The following is a 20,628-nucleotide window of genomic DNA, read 5'->3' on the forward strand; positions in this document are numbered from 1 at the left end:
TCGCGAGGATGGCGTCGCGTGCGTCATCCACAGGTAAGATGAGCCTCAAATAATCAGTTGCGCAAATAAAAACGGCCCCGACTGTCCGCCGGGGCCGCTATCCTTGGGTTTATGTTCCCGTCAGCGGGAGGCCATGGCCGCCGGCGCCGCAGCGGCCGGAACGTTCGGCACATAGAAGCCGCGCTGGTTGGGCAGCGGCTTGTAGGCGTCGCCGAGGCCCATCACCGTCTCCGCACCGCCGAGCACCAGATAGCCGTCCGCCGCCGTCACCTTGGCGAGCCGGTTCAGGATGTCGGTCTTGGTCGGCGCATCGAAATAGATGAGCACGTTGCGGCAGAACACGATGTCGAACGTGCCGAGGCCCACGAACGGGTTGAGCAGGTTCAACTTGCGGAAGGTCATCATGGTCTTCAACTGGGGAGAGATCTCCCACATGTCGTCGACCTTCTTGAAGTACTTCATCAGCATCTGGATCGGCAGGCCGCGCTGGACCTCGAACTGGTTGTAGCGGCCGGAGGCGGCCCGCTCCAGAACCTCGTTCGACAGATCCGTGCAGAAGATCTCCACCCGGCGCGAGCCGACGAGATGCGGATTTTCCTTCAGCGTCATCGCCAGCGAATAGGGCTCCTGCCCCGTCGAGGCGGCAGCGCACCAGATGCGCAGGGGCGCGCTCGGCGAGCGGGCGGCGTGCAGCTTCGGCAGCATGATGCTGGTGAAGACCTCGAACGGGGTCTTGTCGCGGAAGAACAGCGACTCGTTCGTGGTCATCGCCTCGATCACGGCCTCGGCCACGGCAGACGAGGAATTGTCCCGCAGCACCGCCGCGAGGCGGCCGAAATCGGCGATCTCGAACTTGCGCAGCAGGGGAACGAGGCGGCTCTCGAGCAGATAGTGCTTGTCGTCCGACAGGATCAGACCGGAGTGCTGCTTCAGGTACTTCTTGAAGAATTCGTAGTCGGCGGCGCTGATCATGCCCGTCCTCCCGTCAGCAAGCGAGACACCTTGCGGCCGATGTCTGCGATGGAGAGAACTTCGGAGGCGTTCCCCATCTGGACGGTCGCACCGGGCATGCCCCAAACGACGCTTGTTTCTTCGTCTTGCGCAATCACGCTGCCACCGGCATCGGCGATACGGCCGGCGCCCTTGGCCCCGTCACTGCCCATTCCGGTCAGTACGACCGCCAGCGCGTTGCGGCCGTAGATTTCCGAAACGGTGTCGAACATCGGATCGACGGCCGGCTTGCAGAAATTCACCGGCGGCCCGTCATGCAGGCGGATCACCTTGTCGTTGCCGGACTTCTCCAGCACCATGTGCTTGCCGCCCGGCGCGATATAGATGTGGCCAGGCTTCACCACCTCGCCATCGATGCCTTCCGCCGCCGGACGCCCCGCCGCACGTCCCACGTGCTCGGCGAGAATGGCGGTGAAGGTGGCCGGCATGTGCTGCACGATCACCACGGGCACGTTGGCGATGGACGGCCCGATGTCGGTGAACAGGCGCGTGAGGGCCTGCGGCCCGCCCGTGGAGCTGCCCACCGCCAGCACGGTCACCGGCGACATGGAATAAGGCCGGCGCTTGTCGTTCACCTTCGGCTTTGCGAAGGCCGAGACCGGAGCCGCGGGAGCCGCTCCCGCCGCAGGTGCCGCGGGCCGGGCCGGTGCCGGCGCAGCCGCACCCGCAGTGGCCGGAGCTGCGACAGGCGCCGCAGCCGCGGATGCGGCAGCAGCGGCCATCACGCGCGGCAGGCTGCCACGGCGACGCACGCGCTGTCCAAGGCTGCGCACCTTCGCGGTCAGGTCGCGGCGGAACTCGTCGGCGGCCGAGATGCCGCGGCCGGCGTCCGGCTTCGGCACATAGTCGGCCGCACCGAGGCTCATCGCCTTCAGCGAGACTTCCGCCCCGCGCCGGGTCAGCGTGGAGGCCACCAGGACAACGGTGTTCGGCTTTTTCTCAAGGATGAGGGGCAGGGCCGTAAGCCCGTCCATCTCCGGCATTTCGAGGTCGAGGATGACCACGTCAGGCAGCGACTTCTGCACGTCGTCCACGGCGCGGCGGCCGTTGGCGTGCGTGGCGACGACCCGCAGGTCTGGCGATTCCCCGAGCCAGTTGGATAGGATTCCGCGAATGAAGACACTGTCATCCACGATCATCACGCGGATCGGATCTTCGACGGCTCCCGTATCCGCTGAAGGCGCGGAAGTGCTCATGTAGCGGGTGCCTTCTCCAGCAGACCGACTTCCTCAAGCTTCTCGCGCAGGATGTCCTGATCGAAAGGCTTCATGATGTATTCGTTGGCACCAGCCTCGATCGCGCGCGTGATGTGCTCGATGTCGTTGTTGGTGGTGCAGAAGATCACGCGCGGCACGTCGCCGCCCTCGGTCTTGCGCAGGAGTTCGAGGAACTCGATGCCTTCCATGACGGGCATGTTCCAGTCCAGAAGGATGCCGTCCGGCATGGCTTCCTCGCACGCCTTCAAAGCCGCCTGCCCGTCGGCCGCCTCGCGCACGTTGAAGGACAGATCCTCCAAGATGCGACGGGCCACCTTACGCACCACGCCTGAATCATCCACCACTAGGCAGGTCTTCATGTTCCTCTCCTGAAATTCGAGGCGGCGCTCAGGCGGCGCGCGCCGTGTTGAGCCGGCCAAGCGCCAGGTCAACGTCGAGGACCAGCATGAGCTGCCCCTTCAGCCGATAGACACCCGTGACGATATCGGCCCAGTGGGGATCGAGATTCGTCGGATTCGTCTCCTTACGGGCCGGATCGAGGACGAGCACTTCGCCCACCTCGTCGATCATCAGTCCGAAGGATTCGCCATGATGCTCGATGCCCACCGCCATGCGGCGAGTGTCCTCAAGCGCCGGCAGGCCGAGCATGCTGCGCATGTTGATCATGGTCACGATGCGGCCGCGCAGGTTGAGGACGCCCTCGATCTCATGGTTCGAGAGCGGCACCCGCGTGATGTGGTCCGGTACGAAGACCTCGTGGACCATCTCGATCGGCAGGCCGAAGAGCTGCGGCCCGATCCGGACGGTCACATACTGGGCGCCCGCGCCGGTGTTTTCCTGTCGTGCGAGGACGAGACTGGTGCTGGTCATGCCGCCTCTCCATGGGCAGTGCCGGCGAATTCCTTCAGCGCGGCGATGAGACCGGGACGGTCGAACTTGGCGATGTAGTCAGTGAAGCCGGCCACGCGGGCCCGCTCGATGCTCTCCGAAGAACGGTCGCTCGACAAGGCGATGATCGGCAGGTGGGCGGTCGCCGCATCCGCGCGCAGGGCGCGGGCCAGCTGGCAGCCGTCCATGTCGGGCATCTCCAGATCGCTGACCACCGCGTCGAAGCGGGCGCCGGCGGCGATCTTCTCGAGCGCCTCGCGGCCGGACGAGCAGGCGGTGACCTCATAGCCCGTGCCCTTCAGCACCGGCTCGATGAGGTTGCGGTAGAAGAGGCTGTCATCCACCAGCAGCACCTTGCCGAAGCTCGTCTGCTTCTCGCTGTCATGCCGCTCGAACCAGTCGCCGAAGGCGATGGACAGGAAGTGGCCGACATCGAGGATCTCGGTCGCCTGGCCGTCGATGATGGCCGCGCCGAGCGCATCCGGCGCATCGGAAGAGAGCTGCATGTCGAGGCGGGCCTCGACGATGTCGACGATCTCGTCCACCACGAGACCCATGACCTTGCCCTCGTCGGAGAAGATCAGCATGGGCTGCGTGCCGGTGGTGGCGCGCTTCACCTTGTCGTTCACGTGCACCAGCGGGATCAGCGCGCCACGGTACTGGATGACCGGGTGACCGTTGACCGTCTCGACCTTCTCGAGCTCCAGCTCCTCGAGGCGGGTGACCAGCGAGAGCGGCACCGCCTTGATGTCGTTGTTGCCGGCGCGCAGCAGGAGCAGCGAGGTGGTCGCCCCCTGGTCGCGCAGATGGGCAGCACCGTCGGCACCCAAGTTGGAACGCTCCTCTTCGGGGCTGGCCGCCACCTGGGCAAGGCCCGCCGGGTCCACGATCATGATCACGCGGCCGTCGCCGAGAATGGTCGAGCCCGACACCATCGGCAGCTGACGGAGCACCGAGGACATGGGCTTCACTACGATTTCCTCGGTGTGGGAGACCGCGTCCACCACCACGCCGAAGGTCTGGTTGCCCACCTGCATCACCGCGATGAGGAGGTCGTCCAGATTGTCCTCGCCCTGCGGCGCCATGCCGAGCAGCTTGCCGAGGTTCACGATCGGCAACAGCTTGTCGCGCAGGCACAGCACCGGGGATTCCTTCAGGCGCTTGACCTGATGCTCGGAATTGGGCTGCACGCGGACCAGCTCGATGACCGCGCTCTGCGGCACCGCGAAGCGCTCGCCCGAAGCCTCGACGATGAGGGCCGGGACGATGGCGAGGGTAAGCGGGATCTTGATGACGAAGGTGGAGCCGGCGCCCTGCTTGGAGCGCACTTCCACCGTGCCGCCGATCATCTCGATGTTCGAGCGCACCACGTCCATGCCGACGCCGCGGCCCGACACGCTGGTCACCTTGGCGGCGGTGGAGAAGCCGGCCGCGAAGATGTAGCGGAACACCTGTTGGTCCGACATCTTGGCCAGTTCGGCCTCGGTGGCGAGACCGTTGTCGAGCGCCTTCTGCTTGATGCGCGCGACGTCGAGGCCCTTGCCGTCGTCGGAGATCTCGACGATGACGTGGCCGCCCTCGTGATAGGCCGAGAGGCGGATCGTGCCCTTCTCCGGCTTGCCGGCCTTGCGGCGATCCTCGGGCATCTCCAGGCCGTGGTCGGCGGAGTTGCGCACCATGTGGGTGAGCGGGTCCTTGATCTGGTCGAGGACCTGGCGGTCGAGTTCGGTCTCGGCGCCGATCTGCTCCAGCTCGATCTGCTTGCCCAGTTCCTGCGCCAGATCGCGGACGATGCGCGGCAGCTTCTGCCAGGCATTGCCGATCGGCTGCATGCGGGTCCGCATGACCGCTTCCTGCAGCTCCGCCGTCACGTTGGACAGGCGCTGCAGCGGGACCTTGTATTCGGAGTCTTCCTGGCGACGGGCGATCTCCATCAACTGGTTGCGGGTCAGCACCAGCTCGGAGACCATGGTCATCAGGTGTTCCAGCACACTCACGTTCACGCGAATGGACTGGGACGAGACGCTGCCGGCGTGATCGTCGCCGCGCGCGGCGGGGGCCGCCTTGTGCTCATCCTCGGCGGGCTTGCGCGCCACCGCGGTGGAGGGCGCCGGGGCCGGAGCAGCGGCGGCCGGAGCGGGCGCCGGAGCCGTGGTGGCCGGAGCGGTGCTCTTGGCGGTCGCCGGCAGCGCGGCCTTGGCCGGCTCGCTGACCGCGACTTCCTTCTTCTTGGCGGCCGGCTTCTCGACCTCGGTCTCGCGGAAGATGCGCTCCAGCTCGTCGAGCGGGATTTCGCCCGGCAGCAGATCACGCTCCAGCTGGCCGCCGAAACCGGCAGGCGCCGCAGGCGCGGCGGGCTTGGGCGCCTCGACAACCGCGACCGGCGCGTTGTGGGCGTTCTCGGCCATGAGTTCGAGCTGCCCGATGAGGTCCTGGTCGGACCCTTCCGGCTCGGAGCCGCCGCGCGCCTCGAGCTCGGCCAGCAGTTCCTTAATGCGGTCGATGGTCTGGAGCACCAGGCCCACCGCATCCGTGGTCACCGGCGCGCCTTCGCGGAACTTGTCCATCAGCGTCTCGGCCGCATGCGCAAGCGCCGCGAGGCGGGACAGGCCGATGAAGCCGCAGGTGCCCTTGATGGTGTGGACCAGACGGAAAATGTTGTTCAAGATCTGAGCATTATTCGGATCTTGTTCGAACTTGACGAGCTCGACGTCAGCCACGTCGAGGCTCTCGTTGGTTTCCGTCAGAAACTCGCGCAGCAGATCATCCATCTGTCACTCCAGCGGGCTGGCATTCAAGCGCCCCTGTGTTGCCAGGCGGTGCCGGGACAAGCCCCGGTCCATTCCCGGTTTGCACCGAGGCCGTACCGCGCGGTACCGCCCTGGCGACACAGGAGTGGAAGAAGGTGGTCCGCCCTCAGGGCCCGCAGGCCCTTCGGACATTCCCCCCTCTCCCGTGAGGGTTAAGCACGGAGCGGCTAGGCCGCGCGGACCCGTGCGACGAAAGTGTCGACCTGGCTGCGCAGGCGGCTTGCCTGCGCCGAGAGATCGGTTGCGGCGTGCACGATGTCGGTCGAGACACGCCCCGTGGCCTGAGCCGCGGCGGAAACACCGGTGATGCTGGAGGAGACCTCCTGCGTGCCTTGTGCCGCCTGGCTCACGTTCTGTGCGATCTCTCCGGTCGCCGCGCCCTGCTGATCGATGGCGTTGGCGATGGCCGAGGAGATGTCGTCAATCTTGCGGATGGTGTCCGAGATGCCCTCGATGGCCCGCACCACCTCGTCGGTCGCCCCCTGCACGGCGGAAACCTGAGCCGAGATTTCGTCGGTCGCCTTCGAGGTCTGCTCGGCGAGCGACTTCACTTCGCTCGCCACCACCGCGAACCCCTTTCCGGCATCGCCGGCGCGCGCCGCCTCGATGGTCGCGTTCAGCGCCAGGAGGTTGGTCTGCGAAGCGATATCAGTGATGAGCTGCACCACCTGTCCGATCCGCGTCGCGCTGGCGGAAAGCCCGCGCGCCACGTCTGCCGTCTTGGCTGCCTGCCCGGTGGCCTCTTCCGCGATCTTCGCGGCGGTGGACACCTGGGTACCGATCTCGCGGACGGAGGCAGCCAGTTCTTCCGCAGCGGAGGCTGCCGTCTGAACGTTGCTTGTAGCTTCCTCCGCCGCCGCGGCGACGACGGTGGACTGCCGGGAGGTCTGGTCCGCCGAGGCGCTCATGGTCGCAGCGTTGCGCTCCAGCGTGGACACGGCCTCGGCCACGGTGCGGACCACACCGGAGACCTCGCGGTCGAATTCATCGGCAAGCGAATGCATGGCCGCGCGCTTGTCGCTCTCGGCCCGGACCGCCAGCTCGCGCTGCTCGATCCGCAGCCGGTCGGCCTGGCGCAGTTCCTCCAGCAGCTGCTTGGTGGACTGCCACAGGTCGCCGATCTCGTCCTTCGAGCGCTGTGCCTCGACGGCCACGTCCAGCTCGCCCGAAGCGAGGCGGCGGAGCGTCTCGGAGGCGCGGCGCAGCGGCCGGCTCATGGTCTGCGTGCCGATCCAGATGGCGATCGAACCGCCGATGAGGAGGCCGACACCGGTGAGAATCACGAGGCGCCACCAGGTTTGATTCTGCAAGCCATCGATGCGCGCCCGCAGAGGCTCGAGTTCATTGCGGATCTGGTCCGTCAGCCGGTCCACCGAGGCCTGGAGGGCGCGGCGGTTGGCGCGGTTCGCATCATTGTTGCCCTGCACATTGGCGGCCTGCGGGCTCACGCTCTCGCCGAGGCGCGCCGTCTCCACCCGGAACTCGCGGAACTTGGCGAGGTCGGAGAGCACGGCATCCACCGCCTGCGCGTCGGTGTTGCCGCTGAGGCGCTTCAGCTGCGCGGCGAGCTGGTCCACGTTATCGAGCTGCTTGCGCAGGCCGGCGGCGAAGGGCTTGGCGGCCGCGATGTCGGGGGCGGCATAGATGCCGCGGGATTCCATGACGACGGCGGTGATCGCGCCGTTCAGCTTCTCAGCCACGAAGGCGCGCTGCGCCGTCGCGTCGAGCCGATCCGACGTGCCGTTCAATTCGCTCAGCGCACTCAGGCCCATGACGCACACGATCAGCGTGGTGAGGCCGAGAATGCCGACGATGCTGTAGATCTTCCCCGCAATCTTCATTTTCGTTTTCCTCTCCGCCCCTCCCTGGCTTCGGATCAATGGCTCGGCTTAGCATCGCCCTTGTCTTGGCCTTTGGACGATTGTTGCTGTTGGTTAGCCACCGTCCGTATGTCGTTCTTGTCGACGTAATTGATGCCGTCGATCAGGATTTCCTGGATCACCGGCCCGTTGAGGCGGGCGTTCACCTTCTCCTTCACGCGGTCGGTCATGTCCTTCAGGTTGTACTTGGAGATTTTCCCAGACTCGACACGACCGTTATTATAGATTTCCGAGAAGGCGTCGTTGACCACAAATACAACCGGATCGACACTTAATTTCTTGAGCGTTCCGGCGTCGGCGGTGAAAACGAGCTTTGCGATCACATAGCCCTTCACCTGGCCGTCCATGATCATCGGCACGGTGATGGTCGGCACGCGCTTGTACTCGAGCCCTGGCAGGTAAGGGTCTTCCGCCTTACCGAGGTTGGCGCCCGCGGCCCAATAGGCCGCGCCATAGCTCGAGGCCAGCGTCACCGCGCATACCCAGACGCCGATGACCACGAACTTGATCATGCCGTGCGTCCCCCGAGCAGTGCGGTGCTGTAGGTGCCGTCGGACTCAGCGGCCCGCAAAGCCCCATTCAAAATGGTGGTAATTTCGCGCGCCGCAGCCAGATGCATGGCCAGAACCTCGCAGTTGCGCGTGAGCTTGGCCTTGATGCCCGTCAAGCGCTCGCCAAGGCTCGAATCCACGTCGTCCGGCAGGCCGCGCAGCGCTCGGCTGAGCTCCAGCAGGCTGCGGCTCTTGCGGCGGTTCATCTCCGCCAGATCGACAGGCTGGTGGGCCTCCAGAGCGGCCGTTTCCTGATCGATCACGATCTCCAGCCGGTCGAGCGAGCTGACCAGCGTCGCCATCTCCGGCGACAGGGCGGGCTGATCGGGGGCGTTCAGCTCGGCGATCGGCGCATCCACGTCGGTCCAGGCGAGCTGGGCCGCAAGAGAGAAACCAAGGCTTTCGCCTTCAACGGACTTGTCGCTCATTGCAGCCATCCTCAAATGGAAATGTCAGTGCCGGTGGTCGTATCCTTGTCGGCCTCGCCGCCCGACGGCTGGACCGTCGTCAGCCGGGCCGCCGCGGCGGTCGGCGCGCCGGCCACCTGGGCGCCGCTCACGGTGCGCATCTCGGGATGGCGCGCCGCGATGGTCTTGGCGATGCCGATGCCGCCGGCTTCCGCCACCTGGTCACCCATCTTCTGGGCCAGCATGGAGCGCCAGACATTGCCGGCGTTGCCGGCGCCATAGACCGCCGTGGACTTAGGCAGCATGCTTTCCACGAACGTGGAGAGCACCATGGCCTCGAACTTGCGCAGCGGGTCGTTGCCCGCCTTCGCCATCAGCTCGGAGGCGGCCTCGCCGGGCTCGGCACCGGGCCGCTTCGACAGATTGGTCAGATTGTGCAGCGACGTGGTGCTGGTGGAGGCAAACGAGAGGCCGCCGGAAAAGCCCCCGGCAACGCCCTGCACCATCGTGTCGAACACGCCGGAGGACGCGGAGGTCGCCAGCCGCTGAAGGTTGGCGGTCACCTTCTGCGCCTTGGCCGGGTCCGCCGCCTGCATGACGTCGAGGACGATATCTGAGGGAGGTTGGATGGCCATCTCACACAGTCACGGATTGAGGAATGATCGGCCGTGACTGTCCGAAACTTTGCTTATGTGAGGCTTGCATCCCCCGGCGCGCCGGGCTCGTCGTCCTTCGCATGGGAAAGCCGGGCGGCAATCCCTTCCAGGATACCGGCGACCATGATGTGCTCCTGGTGCCGGTCATACTGGCGCGAGACGTTCTCGTGCATGCGTTCGGCCCGCTTCAGGCGCAGCGCCTCCTCGCGGACCTTGGCCTCCTGCCGCATCTGCTCCTGCGCCAGCCGGTCGGCCTCGGCGGCGGTCGCTTTCAGGCGGCGGGCCACCACTTCCACGAGCAGGGGGCCGAACGTGTCTTCGTTGAGCGTTTCGATGAGTTCACTGCGCAGGCGTTCGAGATCGGCCTTGGCGCGCGAAATGTCGGCCATCCGCCATTCCGCCTGGCGGTGCATCTGTTCCTGAACGGCGACGATCCGGCCCGCCTTGCGCAGACGCTGCTTCATGCCTCACCCCGTCCTCAGGAAGAGATTGAACGCGGCGGAGAAGGCGGTCAACATCTGATCCGAGAGACCGTAAAGCAAAATGAGGCCCCCGAGCAGAATGAACGGGGCAGAGATGAAGTAAACCGGGATCTGCGGCACCAGCTTGTTGATGAGGCCGACCGCGAAATTGATGATGAGCGAATAGATCAGGAACGGGCTGGCCAGGCGCATTGCGATCATCAGCGCCGCAGAAAGCTGGTCCGACGCCTGGATGAGCGCGCCCCGGCCGCCAAAGCCCACCCCCACCGGGATCTGCCGATAGGAGGCAATGAGACCGCGCAGCATCTCGTAATGCTGGTCAGTCAGGAACATCATCGTGGTGGCCGCCAGGATCATCAGCGTGGCCAGCGATGGCAGCACCTCGCCGTCTTCCGGCAGGCCCATGGGCGAGGACAGGCCGATGAACTGGGCAATGGCCACCAGCATCATCTGCAGCATAAGATAGAAGATGCGGGCCAGGGTTCCGATGATGGCCCCCGTCGCCATCTCGGTGCCGATGGACAGCAGAAGCTGCGCGGAATTGGCGTTGCGGATGAAATTGACGAGGTCGTCATACATCAGCGGCAGGATGGCGAGCGAAACCGCCACCGCCAGCAGCAGGCGGACGCGCACGGGCAGGCGATAGCCCGACAGGCCCGGCATCATCATGATGCAGCTCCCGATCCTGCAGAACACCAGGAAGGCGCTCAGGATCGAGACGTCCAGAGGGATCACGAGATGGTCCCGAGGGACTTGATCTCGACGCCGCGGGCGATCTCCACGTGCGAGAGCACGGGCAGCGAGGGGAACATGCGCTCGATGATCATGCGCACGTAGGGCCGCGCGTCGGGCGCGCTGACCAGCACGAAGGGTTGCCCCTCCTTCATCTGCTCGCGCACCACGACGGAGGCATCGGTGCCGAACTGCTCCACGAGGCGCGGATCGATGTCGAACTCCACCACGTCGCCCTTGGCGTCGCGCTTGAGGCTCTGGTGGAAGGTGAGGTCCCACTTGCTGCCGAGGCGCAGCACCCGCAGCACGCCGCCATCGGCAAGGTCGCCGCAGATCTGCTGGGCCATACGCATGCGCACGTGCTCGGCCACCTGCTCGGAGCGGCGGGCATGGGGCACGATCTCGGCGATGGCTTCGAGGATGAGGTGCAGGTTGCGGATGGAGACGCGCTCGGAGAGCAGCAGCTTCAGCACCGCCTGGAGGCCGGAGTAGGAAATCTGCGAGGGGCAGATGTCCTCGATCAGGCGCTTGTACTCGGGATCGAGCCGGTCCAGCAGCGTGCGCATGTCCTTATAGGACAGGAGCTGCGGCAGGTTGTTGGCGATCACTTCGCTGAGGTGCGTCAGGATCACGGTGGAATTGTCCACCGCCGTGAAGCCCTCGCGCCGCACCTCGGCCTGATAGGCTTCCGCCACCCACATGGCCTTCATGCCGAATGCGGGTTCGCGCACCTCGTCGCCCGGCACGTCCGGCTTGGCGCCGTCGCCGGTCACCACCAGCAGTTCGCCGATGCGCATCTCCTGCGAGGTCACGACGGTGCCGTGGATCTTGATCTGGTAGGTCTTGGCCGGGACGTTCAGGCTCTCGGAGATCTTCACGTCCGGAACCACGAATCCGTAGCGCTGGGCGAACTTGCGCCGCATCTTGGCGATGCGCTGGCCGAACTCGGTGGAGGCGCGGGTCATCACGCCGGCGAGCTGCTTGTCGAACACCACCTCGATCTCGGCGGTCTTCAGCTGCTCCTTCACCGACTCGCGCACTTCGAGCGCCTGCTGCTCCTTGACCGCCTTTTCCTTGGCTTCCTTCTCGGCCTTCTCCTTGGCGAGCTGCTTGGGCACCGCATAGCCGACAAAGGCCATCAGACCGCCGAGGGCGGCGAAGGGGATGAGCGGCAGGCCGGGAACCAGAGCCAGCGCGAACAGGAGGCCGGCGGAGACGAACAGCGCGCGCGGATAGGCGCCGAGCTGGCCGAGCACCGCCTTTTCCGCCGAGCCCTTGGTGCCGCCCTTGGACACCAGCAGACCGGCGGACAGCGACACGATGAGCGCGGGAATCTGCGAGACCAGGCCGTCGCCCACCGACAGGCGGGTGTAGATGTCCGCGGCCTCGCCGATCGGCAGGCCATGGCGGGTGACGCCGATGATGATGCCGCCGAAGATGTTGATGGCGATGGTGATCAAGCTCGCCACGGCCTCGCCGCGCACGAACTTGGAGGCACCGTCCATGGAGCCGAAGAAGGAGCTTTCCTCTTCGAGCTCACTGCGCCGGCGCTGGGCTTCCTTGTCGTCGATGAGGCCGGCGTTGAGATCGGCGTCGATGGCCATCTGCTTGCCGGGGATGGCGTCGAGGGTGAAGCGGGCGCCCACTTCCGCGATACGCGTGGCGCCCTTGGTGATGACGAGGAAGTTCACCGTGACGAGGATCGCGAACACCACGATACCGATCACGAAATCGCCGCTCATGACGAGCTTGGAAAAGCCCGCGATGATGGCACCGGCGGCGTGCACGCCGTCCGCACCGTGCGCGAGAATGAGGCGCGTGGTTGCCACGCCGAGCGCGAGGCGCAGCATGGTGGCGAGCAGAAGGATGGTCGGGAAGGACGAGAATTCGAGCGGCTTCTGGATCCAGAGCGACACCATCAGGATCAGAACCGAGAGCGCGATCGACAGCGCAAGCCCGATGTCGATGAGCAGCGGCGGGATCGGCAGGAAGAGCACCGCGAGAATCGCGACGATGCCAACGGCAAAGCCTATGTCGCGGCGTGAGCGCTGGTCTCCGGCGGTAAGCGAAACGTCGGCCATCTCATCTCATTCCCGGACGCCACGGCCGCGCGGGGCCGGTGTCCTGTCTCTGCGCGCGACGTCCTCATGACGTCTGGGCTCGCAACTCCGGGCCTCGACCCGGCTGCATGTGCGACTGTCGGTGCCGGAGCCCGTCGCGACCAAGGCTTGCGCGCTTCGTCGTTGGGGTCAGGCGGTCAACGGCCTGGCGAGAACAGCCCCGGCGGGTCGCCGGAGCGGCGCCCGCGCCCGGAAGCGCAGGCGAATTGCGAGCCGGAACCGCCCGCGGGCGGTCCCGGCCGAACTCAGAAGCCGCTGGCGATGCGGCCGTAGATTTCTTCTGTGAAAGCCATGATCTGGCTGCCCATGAACGACCCGGTGAGTGCGCAGACCACCAGCACGGCGATGATCTTCGGCACGAAGGTGAGGGTCGCTTCCTGGATCTGCGTGAGCGCCTGGATGAGGGCGATGAAGATGCCCACCAGCATCGCCGCCGCCACCGCAGGTCCCGCCGCCAACAGGATGGTCCAGATGGCGTTTCGGACGACGTCGAGGGCGTCGGCCTCGTTCATCCGCTGATGCTCACCGTGGAGTCGAGCGTAACCTTGGAGCCGTCCTTCAGCGTCGCGATGGGCGCGCCGCCGCTGACGAGGCTCACAGAGGCGACGGTGCCGCTGACGGTGCCGTCGGCGCTGGTCACGGTCTTGCCGATGGCGGCATCCGCGGACTGGAGCGCGCTCGCCGAGAGCAGCGTGTCCAGCTTCTTGTTGGTGTTGGTCTGCTGTTCGACCTGCGAGAAGGAGGCGAGCTGCGACAGATAGGCCGTGGAGTCCATCGGCTGCGTCGGATCCTGGTTCTTCAGCTGCGCCACGAGCAGTTGCAGGAACTGGTTGTAATCAACCGTGCTCGCATTCTTGGCCGCGGTCGACGCGGCGGCCGCCGTGTTCGTGGACGTAGAGCTGGTGGTGCTCGCAACGGTGGTCATGTTGGTTCTCCTTCACGCACACAATGCCTGGCGAAGGTTGCGCGAAGCCGACCAGCGGCCCGGCCCGCTCAGGCAGCCTTGCTCCCACCATGGGCGAGGATGGCGTCCTCGATGACGAACAGCCCGCGCAGCGTGCGCAAGGCATCGAACGTCCGGCCGCCGATCACCTGATTGGCGATCGTCTCGAGGCCTTCGAGCACCGTCTCGTTCTTGAACGCCTGGCGCAGCGCCGCCCACTGGGTGTGGAACAGGTGCCGGGCGGCCTCCGCATTCCGGGGATCCATGAGGATCGCCTGGATCACGAAATAGAGCTGGCGGAGGGGGGTCGTGGTGTCCTCCACCTGAAGGACGTGGCTTTCCAGGAGGAAAGTCGCGTCATTCATGAGTTCCAGAGTGACCTTGCGGTCCACACGCAGCACCGCGCCATTGATGAAAATCTTCTCACCCGGCCGCAGCGTGATCTGCATCGCCTTGCTCATTGAAGACCATCCCGGATGGTGCGGTTGATGTTGATGAGACCGGAGAAGTTGCTCGAGGACTGCTCCAGCACGCGGTCCGCCTCGCGGATGTTCCACAGACCGATCGACACGAGGTCGGCCCGCAGTTCGGGCGCCAGCTCGTTGTTGGCATCCGTGAGGTCCCTGATCAGAAGGCCCCACAGGCGCTGCAGGAACAGCATGGCAGCACGGCATTCGGGCGTGTCGAGACCCGCCGATTCCGCAGACACCAGGAGTTCGAGCGCACGATCGAAGGCGTCCCGCTCGCGCGCACGCGATTCCGTGGACGAGTCCTCCAAGATCTCCGCGTAGGAAAATTTGTACATCGCGGCGCTCCCTTTAGAATTCAGGCGTAGTTCATGATGCTGAGCTGCAGGAGCTTGGTCGTCGTCGAGTAGCTCATGCTCAGCTGGTTCGTAAGTGTATCGAGCTGCGTCTTGGCTTCAGCCGGATCCACGCTTTCGAGCGAGTTGATTCTGCTCTTGACGACGTCCAGCGTCTTGTTCAGCTCCGAATTGGCCGTCGTTACGCGGGTCTGGGACACGCCGATCGCGGCGGCCGTATTGGTCACGCCCGTCATGCCCGCCGACAGGGTGGCGCGAGACGTGTCCATGACCGTCTGGAGCGCGCTCATGTTCAACGAACCGACGCCCAGATAACCCATCATCGAATATGCCATGGCGAGCTTGCGCATGGCTGTGTCGTTCGCCGTGGTGGAGACGCTGACGTTCTCCGTCTGCGAGATCTGGCGCGTGAGATTGGTGCTCGACGCGTTGGACCACTGCGCCGCCCAGTTCGTGTCATTGAACAGCGCGGACGTGTTCGTATTGTCTTCCGAGAACACGTTGTTCAGGAACGTCTGCATCTGCCCGGAGGTGATGTTCGCCGCCTGCGGGTCCGAGACGGGGAAGCCGAACGCGGTCTGGAAGGCGGTCTGGATCGCGACCTGGGCGTTGGTCGCGAAGTCCTTCATGGGCGTCTGGCCACTGTTGATGCCGCCGAACACATAGCGCGTGCCGTCGGTGGTGTTCAGCGACGACAGGAGCGAGGCGAGGCCCTGCTGGCCTTCGAGCTGCATCTGCGTCACCGTCTCGGCGGACGCCTGGCTGCTCAGCAGGGTCTTCTGGTAGGTGCTGGCATTGTTCAGGATGTTGGTGAGGCCGGTCTGCGACCGGGTCATGATCGAATCCGTGAGGGAATTCGAATCCAGCAGGCCCTGCACCTGATTGTACTCGTGCCGCAGATCCACGCTCAGCGAGGTCTTGACGCCGAGCTCGAGACCGATATCCGCATAGCGGCCGGTGGCGAGCTCAGTGTTCTTCTTCTCGATCTGCGTCTGCAGGGACGTGATCGACTTCATCGCCGACAGCGTCCAGGACATGGTGGAAATGTAGCTGCTCTGCATGGCTCAATCTCACCGGATGGCGCTGAAGAGCGCGTCGTACATGCTCTGCACGGCGCTCAGGATCTTGGAGGAGGCCTGGTAGCTCTTCTCCAGTTGCAACTGCGTGGCGTATTCCTGGTCCGTGTTCACGCCGGAGGCATTGGACACGGCCGTGGACGCCTGCGAGAGCAAGGTCTTCTGCGTCTCGGACTTGTTGGTGGTGGACGTGCGCAGCCCCTCCAGCCAGCTGACCGAGGACGAGGCGAACGTCTGGAGGCTCACGCCGCTGGTCAGCTGCGTGGTGCTCGAGAAGGTCTGCTGGGCCTTGATCGCGGTCTGCAGAGCCGCAAGGCGCGTGCCGAAGCTCGCGGCATTGGTCGTGTTGTAGGCGTAAGCAGCGCCGTTCATGCCGCCGTCGCGCAGCGTGCTGACGGATCCGCCCTTGGACACGACGGCCGCGGTATTCACCGTGATCGTCGCCGCCAGGTTGCGCGTCAGACCGCCGGCCACCGTGGTGTCGATGCCGTTGGTGAACAGGCCAGATTTGGCTGCCCCGCCGCCGCCCGACTGGTCGGTTTCCTGGAAGGCGCTGATCAGGCCGCGCGCGACTTCGTCGAGCTGGTCCTGATAGGTGACGGTCGTCACGTCGCGCATCTCGGCATAGCCGGCGATGGCGCCGGACTTGAGCGGCATGACGGACGAAGCGCCGGTGACGGCGACGCCATCCACATAGACGGCATTGCCGACGGTGGTGCCGTCGAAGGTGGCCGAAGGCACGAAGGTGACCGAACGCGGAGACTGGTCGAACAGCGTGGCTCCGCCGTCCGTATACAGCTTCATGTCGTTGTTCTGGCCGAGGACGGTGGTGACGCCCATCTCTTCCGAGAGCTTCGAAAGGACAGCGTCACGGGCGTCGAGAGCGTCCGAGATGTCGTCGCCCTTCACCGTGCCGGCGATCACCGCGTCGTTGGCGATCTTGAACTGCGAGAGCAGGTCATTCACCTTCGACACGGAATTGGCGATGTTCGCATCCGCCTCCGCCCGCACCGACTGGACGGTGCGAGTCGAGGAGTTCAGCGCGGTGGCGAGATTCTCCGCCGCGGTGATCGCCGCCTGGCCGAGCGTGTCATTGTCCGGCGCATTGGCATAGGACGACAGCGCCGTCTGGAAGGTCGACAGCCGAGCCGCCACCGAAGTGTCGGTCTCGGTATCGCCGATGGTGCTTTGCAGCGTCGTCAGGCCGGTGAGCAGTGCCGCGTACTTGGAGCTGTTGGACGTGGCGTCCAGCATCTTCAGGAAGAGCGCGGCGTCGCCCGCCCGGGCGACGACGACACTGGTGTTGCCCGCGTCCCCGGAGACCAAGTTTGCGTTCTTGCGCGAGTAACTGGTGTTGCTCGCATTCTCGATGTTCTTCGCCGACGTGGAGAGCTGCGTCGCCGTATTCAGCAACGAGTTCCGCGCCGTCGAAAACGCGCTGGTAAGGCTCATGATGGTCCCCAGGATCCGGAGGGCGAGGCGTCAGGATCAGCGCTTGAGGTTCATCAGAACGTCGAGCAGATCCGTCCCGGTCTGGAAGACCTTGGAGTTGGCGGTGTAGTCGCGCTGGGCGACGATCATGTCGGTGAGCTCGCTGGCCACGTCCACGTTGGAATTTTCCAGCGTGTTGGACTTGATCGTGCCGACACCGGCCGAGCCGGACAGACCGATCTGCATGGCACCCGATTCCTGCGTCACCTGATAGGCGTTGCCGGAGACCGGCGTCAGGTTGTCCGGGCTCTTCACCGTTGCGACCGGGATCCGGTACAGGTTGGTGGTGTTGCCGTTGCCGTCCACCGCATAGACGATGCCCTGCGAATTGACCTTGATGTCGGAGGCCGAAGTCGCCGGGCTGCCGTTGGTCGGCGCCTTGATGCTGTAGTCGTTCGACAGCTGCGTCATGGTGCTGATGTCGAAATTCATCGTCTGACCGTTCGGCACCGTCAGCGACACCTTGCCCGTCGCGGGCGTCAGGAGCTGGCCGGTGGAGTCGAAGGTCAGGGTCTGGGTGGCCAGAGCACCGGAGCTGTACGGGAACGGCGTGGTGCCGCCGGTGGTCGCGTCGGCCTGATTGTAGACAGCCATTTCCCAGCCGCCGGTGGTGGGCGGCGTGGCGGCGGGGTTCGCCGCGGCGGTCTTGGTGAAATAGACGTCGAGGACAACCTGGTTGCCGAGGTTGTCATAGACCGACACGGAGCTCTTGTAGGTGTAGGTCGCCGCCGCCGTGTTGCCGCCCGGCGTCGCGCCGCTGACCACCGCCGAGGTGGACTGCAGGTTCGCCGTCATGGTGCCGGACGTGGTGGGCACGGCCGCCAGGGCGATGCTGCCGATGTTGACCGGCACCATGCCCGCGGTGCTGTTCACCACCGGGGTGACGTTGTTGCCCTTGCTGATGTCATAGCCCATCAGCGTGTAGCCGGCGGTGTTGACGAGATTGCCCGTCGTGGCATCCACGGTGAAGCTGCCGGCGCGGGTCAGATAGGTCGAGCCGCCGCCGTCCTGCACGACGAAGAAGCCATCACCATTGACCATCATGTCGGTGGCCGAGGTGGAGCTCGTCGTGGTGCCCTGCTTGGAGATGTCGTAGGAAATCTTGGTGTTCACCGAGCCGGAATTGTATTCCGAGGTGCTGCTGTCCACGATCAGGGACGAGAAGTCGGTGGTCGCCTTCTTGTAGCCGGTCGTGTTGGAGTTCGCGATGTTGTCAGAGATGGTGCCAAGCTTGTTGGACTGAGCATTCATGCCCGACACGCTGGTCCGCAGCGTCCCATAAAGGCTCATGGAAAAACTCCCGATGATATGGGCGCATTTCGCCCTGTCGTGGCCGGTACCCGATCCCAAATGGACCAGAATTAGCTTGTGCGAGGCTGCCAAACCCGCCTGCGCGGCTCACCCGCGGATGGCCTGAGCCAGTTCTCCGAAGGGATCCAGGGAGGGCGGGGAGTCGCTATACTGCCGCAGCGCCTCGTAGATTTTCGGAACGAGCGCCACAGCCTGATCGAGTTCCGGATCGCTGCCGGCGTGGTAGCCGCCCATCAGGCGCAGGTCGCGCGTATCCTCGAAGCGGGCGACCATGGACTTGAGGCGCCGCACGAGGTCGCGCTCCTCGGGAGTCCACACGTGATCGGCCAGACGCGAGATGGAGCCGAGCACGTTCACGGCCGGGAAGCGGCCCTGGTCCGCAATGGCGCGATCGAGCACGATGTGGCCGTCGAGCGTGCCGCGGATGGCATCGGCCACCGGATCATTGTGGTCGTCGCCATCCACCAGCACCGAGAAGACGGCGGTGATGCAGCCGGCGCCCTCGGTGCCGGGCCCAGCCCGCTCCAGCAGCTTCGGCAGCGTGGAGAAGACGCTGGGCGCATAACCGCGCGCCACGGCCGGCTCGCCGGCGGCCAGCGCCACGTCGCGCGCGGCGTGGGCATAGCGCGTCACGCTATCGATGATCAGCAGCACCGACTCGCCGAGATCGCGGAAATATTCGGCCACCGCCAGCGCCGACTGGGGCGCAAGGCGCCGCATCATCGGGCTCTCGTCGCTGGTGGAAACGACCACGACGGAGCGGTGGCGGTTCGAGGCGAGCGGCCCTTCGAGGAACTCGCGCACCTCGCGGCCGCGCTCGCCGACCAGGCCGACAACGACGGTATCGAACACCGCGCTGCGGGCCAGCATGGCAAGAAGGGTGGACTTGCCGACGCCCGAGCCGGCGAAGATGCCCATGCGCTGGCCTTCGCACAGCGGGGTGAAGAGGTCGATCACCCGGACGCCGGTGCGGATGCCCTTCTGGATGCGCTGTCGCGTCATGGCCGGAGGCGGCTCGGCATCCATGGGCATGCGGTGCTCGCCGCGGGCAAGAAGCCCCTCTCCGTCGAGCGGTACGCCGAGCGCATTGATGACCCGCCCCTTCCAGGAGCGGTCCGGGCTGAGGCTGAGGGAGCCGGCCCGGAAGGCCACCGATCCCATGCCCACGGGCACGCGCTCGTCGAACGGCTTCACGGCGGCGCCGGCCTCGTCCACGCGAACCACCTCGCCGATGCGGGTGCGCCCGTCCTGGTCGATGCCCACGCGGTCGCCGAGACGCAGGTAGCTGGAGATGCCGCTGACGCGGAAATAGGTGGGCGTCACTTCCCGGACGATGCCGCCCACACGCAGCGGGGGCACGTCTTCCATGGCGGATTCAACGGCAGCCTGAAGACGGACCAGGGCATTCATCACGCCACCTCAAGGGGGAAGAGGCCGGGCATGGGGCGCCCGGCCGGAACACGCGAGGGGATTACTGCGGGCCGAGCGCGCGAATGGAATCGGTGCCCGAGGTCTCCTGCTGGGAAATGGCCTGCGCAGCGCTCTCGAAGGCACGCTGCACCATGATGAGGCGCGTCATCTCCATCACCGGATCGACGTTCGAGCCTTCCACATACCCCTGGCGGATGGCGTTGGAATTGTAGTCCGTCACCGGCGTCGCCGCCTTGTCGGGGATGACCGCCGAATTGTCGTAGCGCTTGAGCTTGGCATCGAGCGGAATCTCGAACAGGCCGAGCGTTCCCACCGGGTTGGTGCCCTGGATGATGGTGCCGTCGGCGGTGATCTTCAGCTCGCCCTGGTTGGGCTGGATCATGACGGCCGTGCCGCCCTGATCGAGCACCGGATAATTGTTCACGCTGACCAGCATGCCGTCGGCGGTGACGTTGAAACGCCCGTCGCGGGTGTAGGCGACGCCGTCCGGCGTCTTCACCGAGAACCAGCCCTTGCCCTGAACGGCCACGTCATAGGGGCTGTTGGTATAGGTGATGGGGCCGGCGCGGCGGGACGTGTAGCTCTCGCCCGTGGAGGCGAACTTGATGTCCTTCGCCCCCTGCTCGGCCATGATGCTGGAGAACTTGATTTCTTCGGCCCGATAGCCGGGCGTGTTCATGTTCGCCACGTTGTTCGCAATCGTGGCCATCCGCTTTTCCGTCGCCATCTGACCGGACAGGGCGACGTAAAGGCCGTTGGACATGCTGCCTCCGAGGGACCATGGGACCGGGAGCCGGTC

Annotated in this window: 21 protein-coding genes; all 21 read right to left on the bottom strand. The window is 65.5% G+C overall.

All coding sequences use genetic code 11. The features are described 5' to 3' along the window. Positions 1 to 120: 120 nt before the first annotated feature. Positions 121 to 969 carry a protein-glutamate O-methyltransferase CheR gene (locus DFO45_RS22910; protein WP_173362988.1) on the bottom strand — a complete coding sequence of 283 codons (849 nt, stop codon included), beginning with the start codon at positions 967 to 969 and terminating at the stop codon, positions 121 to 123. Further along, positions 969 to 2,207: a chemotaxis response regulator protein-glutamate methylesterase gene (locus tag DFO45_RS22915; RefSeq protein WP_133866680.1), complete on the bottom strand. Its 1,239-nt coding sequence runs from the start codon at positions 2,205 to 2,207 to the stop codon at positions 969 to 971. Before DFO45_RS22915 ends, DFO45_RS22910 begins: the two co-directional genes overlap by 1 nt. Beyond that, positions 2,204 to 2,587: a response regulator gene (locus DFO45_RS22920; protein WP_012169194.1), complete on the bottom strand. Its 384-nt coding sequence runs from the start codon at positions 2,585 to 2,587 to the stop codon at positions 2,204 to 2,206. Before DFO45_RS22920 ends, DFO45_RS22915 begins: the two co-directional genes overlap by 4 nt. 28 nt (positions 2,588 to 2,615) lie before the next feature. Next, a complete protein-coding gene (locus DFO45_RS22925) occupies positions 2,616 to 3,098 on the bottom strand; it encodes a chemotaxis protein CheW (protein WP_012169193.1) in 483 nt (160 codons plus the stop codon). Then, positions 3,095 to 5,887, bottom strand: coding sequence for a chemotaxis protein CheW (locus DFO45_RS22930; RefSeq protein WP_133866681.1), 2,793 nt, complete (start codon positions 5,885 to 5,887; stop codon positions 3,095 to 3,097). Before DFO45_RS22930 ends, DFO45_RS22925 begins: the two co-directional genes overlap by 4 nt. Before the next feature lie 206 nt (positions 5,888 to 6,093). Beyond that, complete coding sequence (locus tag DFO45_RS22935; protein WP_133866682.1) at positions 6,094 to 7,767, bottom strand: HAMP domain-containing methyl-accepting chemotaxis protein; 1,674 nt, start codon at positions 7,765 to 7,767, stop codon at positions 6,094 to 6,096. 35 nt (positions 7,768 to 7,802) lie between these two features. Next, positions 7,803 to 8,318: a hypothetical protein gene (locus tag DFO45_RS22940; RefSeq protein ID WP_012169190.1), complete on the bottom strand. Its 516-nt coding sequence runs from the start codon at positions 8,316 to 8,318 to the stop codon at positions 7,803 to 7,805. Beyond that, entirely contained in the window at positions 8,315 to 8,785 is a 471-nt protein-coding gene (locus DFO45_RS22945; protein ID WP_244421784.1) for a hypothetical protein, read from the bottom strand. The genes DFO45_RS22940 and DFO45_RS22945 overlap by 4 nt, the downstream gene beginning before the upstream one ends. A gap of 11 nt (positions 8,786 to 8,796) precedes the next feature. After that, entirely contained in the window at positions 8,797 to 9,399 is a 603-nt protein-coding gene (locus DFO45_RS22950) for a rod-binding protein (RefSeq protein WP_133866683.1), read from the bottom strand. Positions 9,400 to 9,452: 53 nt separating this feature from the next. Next, positions 9,453 to 9,884 carry a hypothetical protein gene (locus DFO45_RS22955; RefSeq protein ID WP_133866684.1) on the bottom strand — a complete coding sequence of 144 codons (432 nt, stop codon included), beginning with the start codon at positions 9,882 to 9,884 and terminating at the stop codon, positions 9,453 to 9,455. A gap of 3 nt (positions 9,885 to 9,887) precedes the next feature. Next, on the bottom strand, positions 9,888 to 10,637 hold the full coding sequence (gene fliR, locus DFO45_RS22960) for a flagellar biosynthesis protein FliR (protein ID WP_012169186.1): 750 nt from the start codon (positions 10,635 to 10,637) through the stop codon (positions 9,888 to 9,890). Then, a complete protein-coding gene (flhA, locus tag DFO45_RS22965; RefSeq protein ID WP_133866685.1) occupies positions 10,634 to 12,715 on the bottom strand; it encodes a flagellar biosynthesis protein FlhA in 2,082 nt (693 codons plus the stop codon). Before flhA ends, fliR begins: the two co-directional genes overlap by 4 nt. 284 nt (positions 12,716 to 12,999) lie before the next feature. Next, complete coding sequence (gene fliQ, locus DFO45_RS22970; RefSeq protein ID WP_012169184.1) at positions 13,000 to 13,266, bottom strand: flagellar biosynthesis protein FliQ; 267 nt, start codon at positions 13,264 to 13,266, stop codon at positions 13,000 to 13,002. Next, positions 13,263 to 13,679 carry a flagellar hook assembly protein FlgD gene (gene flgD / locus DFO45_RS22975; protein WP_133866686.1) on the bottom strand — a complete coding sequence of 139 codons (417 nt, stop codon included), beginning with the start codon at positions 13,677 to 13,679 and terminating at the stop codon, positions 13,263 to 13,265. The genes fliQ and flgD overlap by 4 nt, the downstream gene beginning before the upstream one ends. A 68-nt stretch (positions 13,680 to 13,747) precedes the next feature. Then, positions 13,748 to 14,158 (bottom strand): flagellar biosynthesis repressor FlbT, encoded by a 411-nt coding sequence (gene flbT / locus DFO45_RS22980; protein ID WP_245518235.1) that lies wholly within the window; start codon positions 14,156 to 14,158, stop codon positions 13,748 to 13,750. After that, complete coding sequence (gene flaF / locus DFO45_RS22985; RefSeq protein ID WP_012169181.1) at positions 14,155 to 14,502, bottom strand: flagellar biosynthesis regulator FlaF; 348 nt, start codon at positions 14,500 to 14,502, stop codon at positions 14,155 to 14,157. Before flaF ends, flbT begins: the two co-directional genes overlap by 4 nt. Before the next feature lie 20 nt (positions 14,503 to 14,522). Next, the gene (locus DFO45_RS22990) at positions 14,523 to 15,581 is read right to left on the bottom strand and encodes a flagellar hook-associated family protein (protein ID WP_012169180.1); all 1,059 of its coding nucleotides are present in this window, start codon (positions 15,579 to 15,581) and stop codon (positions 14,523 to 14,525) included. 9 nt (positions 15,582 to 15,590) lie between these two features. Further along, entirely contained in the window at positions 15,591 to 17,048 is a 1,458-nt protein-coding gene (gene flgK, locus DFO45_RS22995) for a flagellar hook-associated protein FlgK (protein ID WP_012169179.1), read from the bottom strand. Positions 17,049 to 17,084: 36 nt separating this feature from the next. After that, complete coding sequence (locus tag DFO45_RS23000) at positions 17,085 to 18,377, bottom strand: flagellar hook protein FlgE (RefSeq protein WP_133866687.1); 1,293 nt, start codon at positions 18,375 to 18,377, stop codon at positions 17,085 to 17,087. A gap of 108 nt (positions 18,378 to 18,485) precedes the next feature. Beyond that, the gene (fliI, locus tag DFO45_RS23005; protein ID WP_012169177.1) at positions 18,486 to 19,808 is read right to left on the bottom strand and encodes a flagellar protein export ATPase FliI; all 1,323 of its coding nucleotides are present in this window, start codon (positions 19,806 to 19,808) and stop codon (positions 18,486 to 18,488) included. Positions 19,809 to 19,869: 61 nt separating this feature from the next. After that, complete coding sequence (flgF, locus tag DFO45_RS23010) at positions 19,870 to 20,592, bottom strand: flagellar basal-body rod protein FlgF (protein ID WP_012169176.1); 723 nt, start codon at positions 20,590 to 20,592, stop codon at positions 19,870 to 19,872. Between the last annotated feature and the right edge of the window lie 36 nt (positions 20,593 to 20,628).

This window comes from Azorhizobium sp. AG788 (assembly GCF_004364705.1).
Classification (GTDB): Bacteria; Pseudomonadota; Alphaproteobacteria; order Rhizobiales; family Xanthobacteraceae; genus Azorhizobium; species Azorhizobium caulinodans.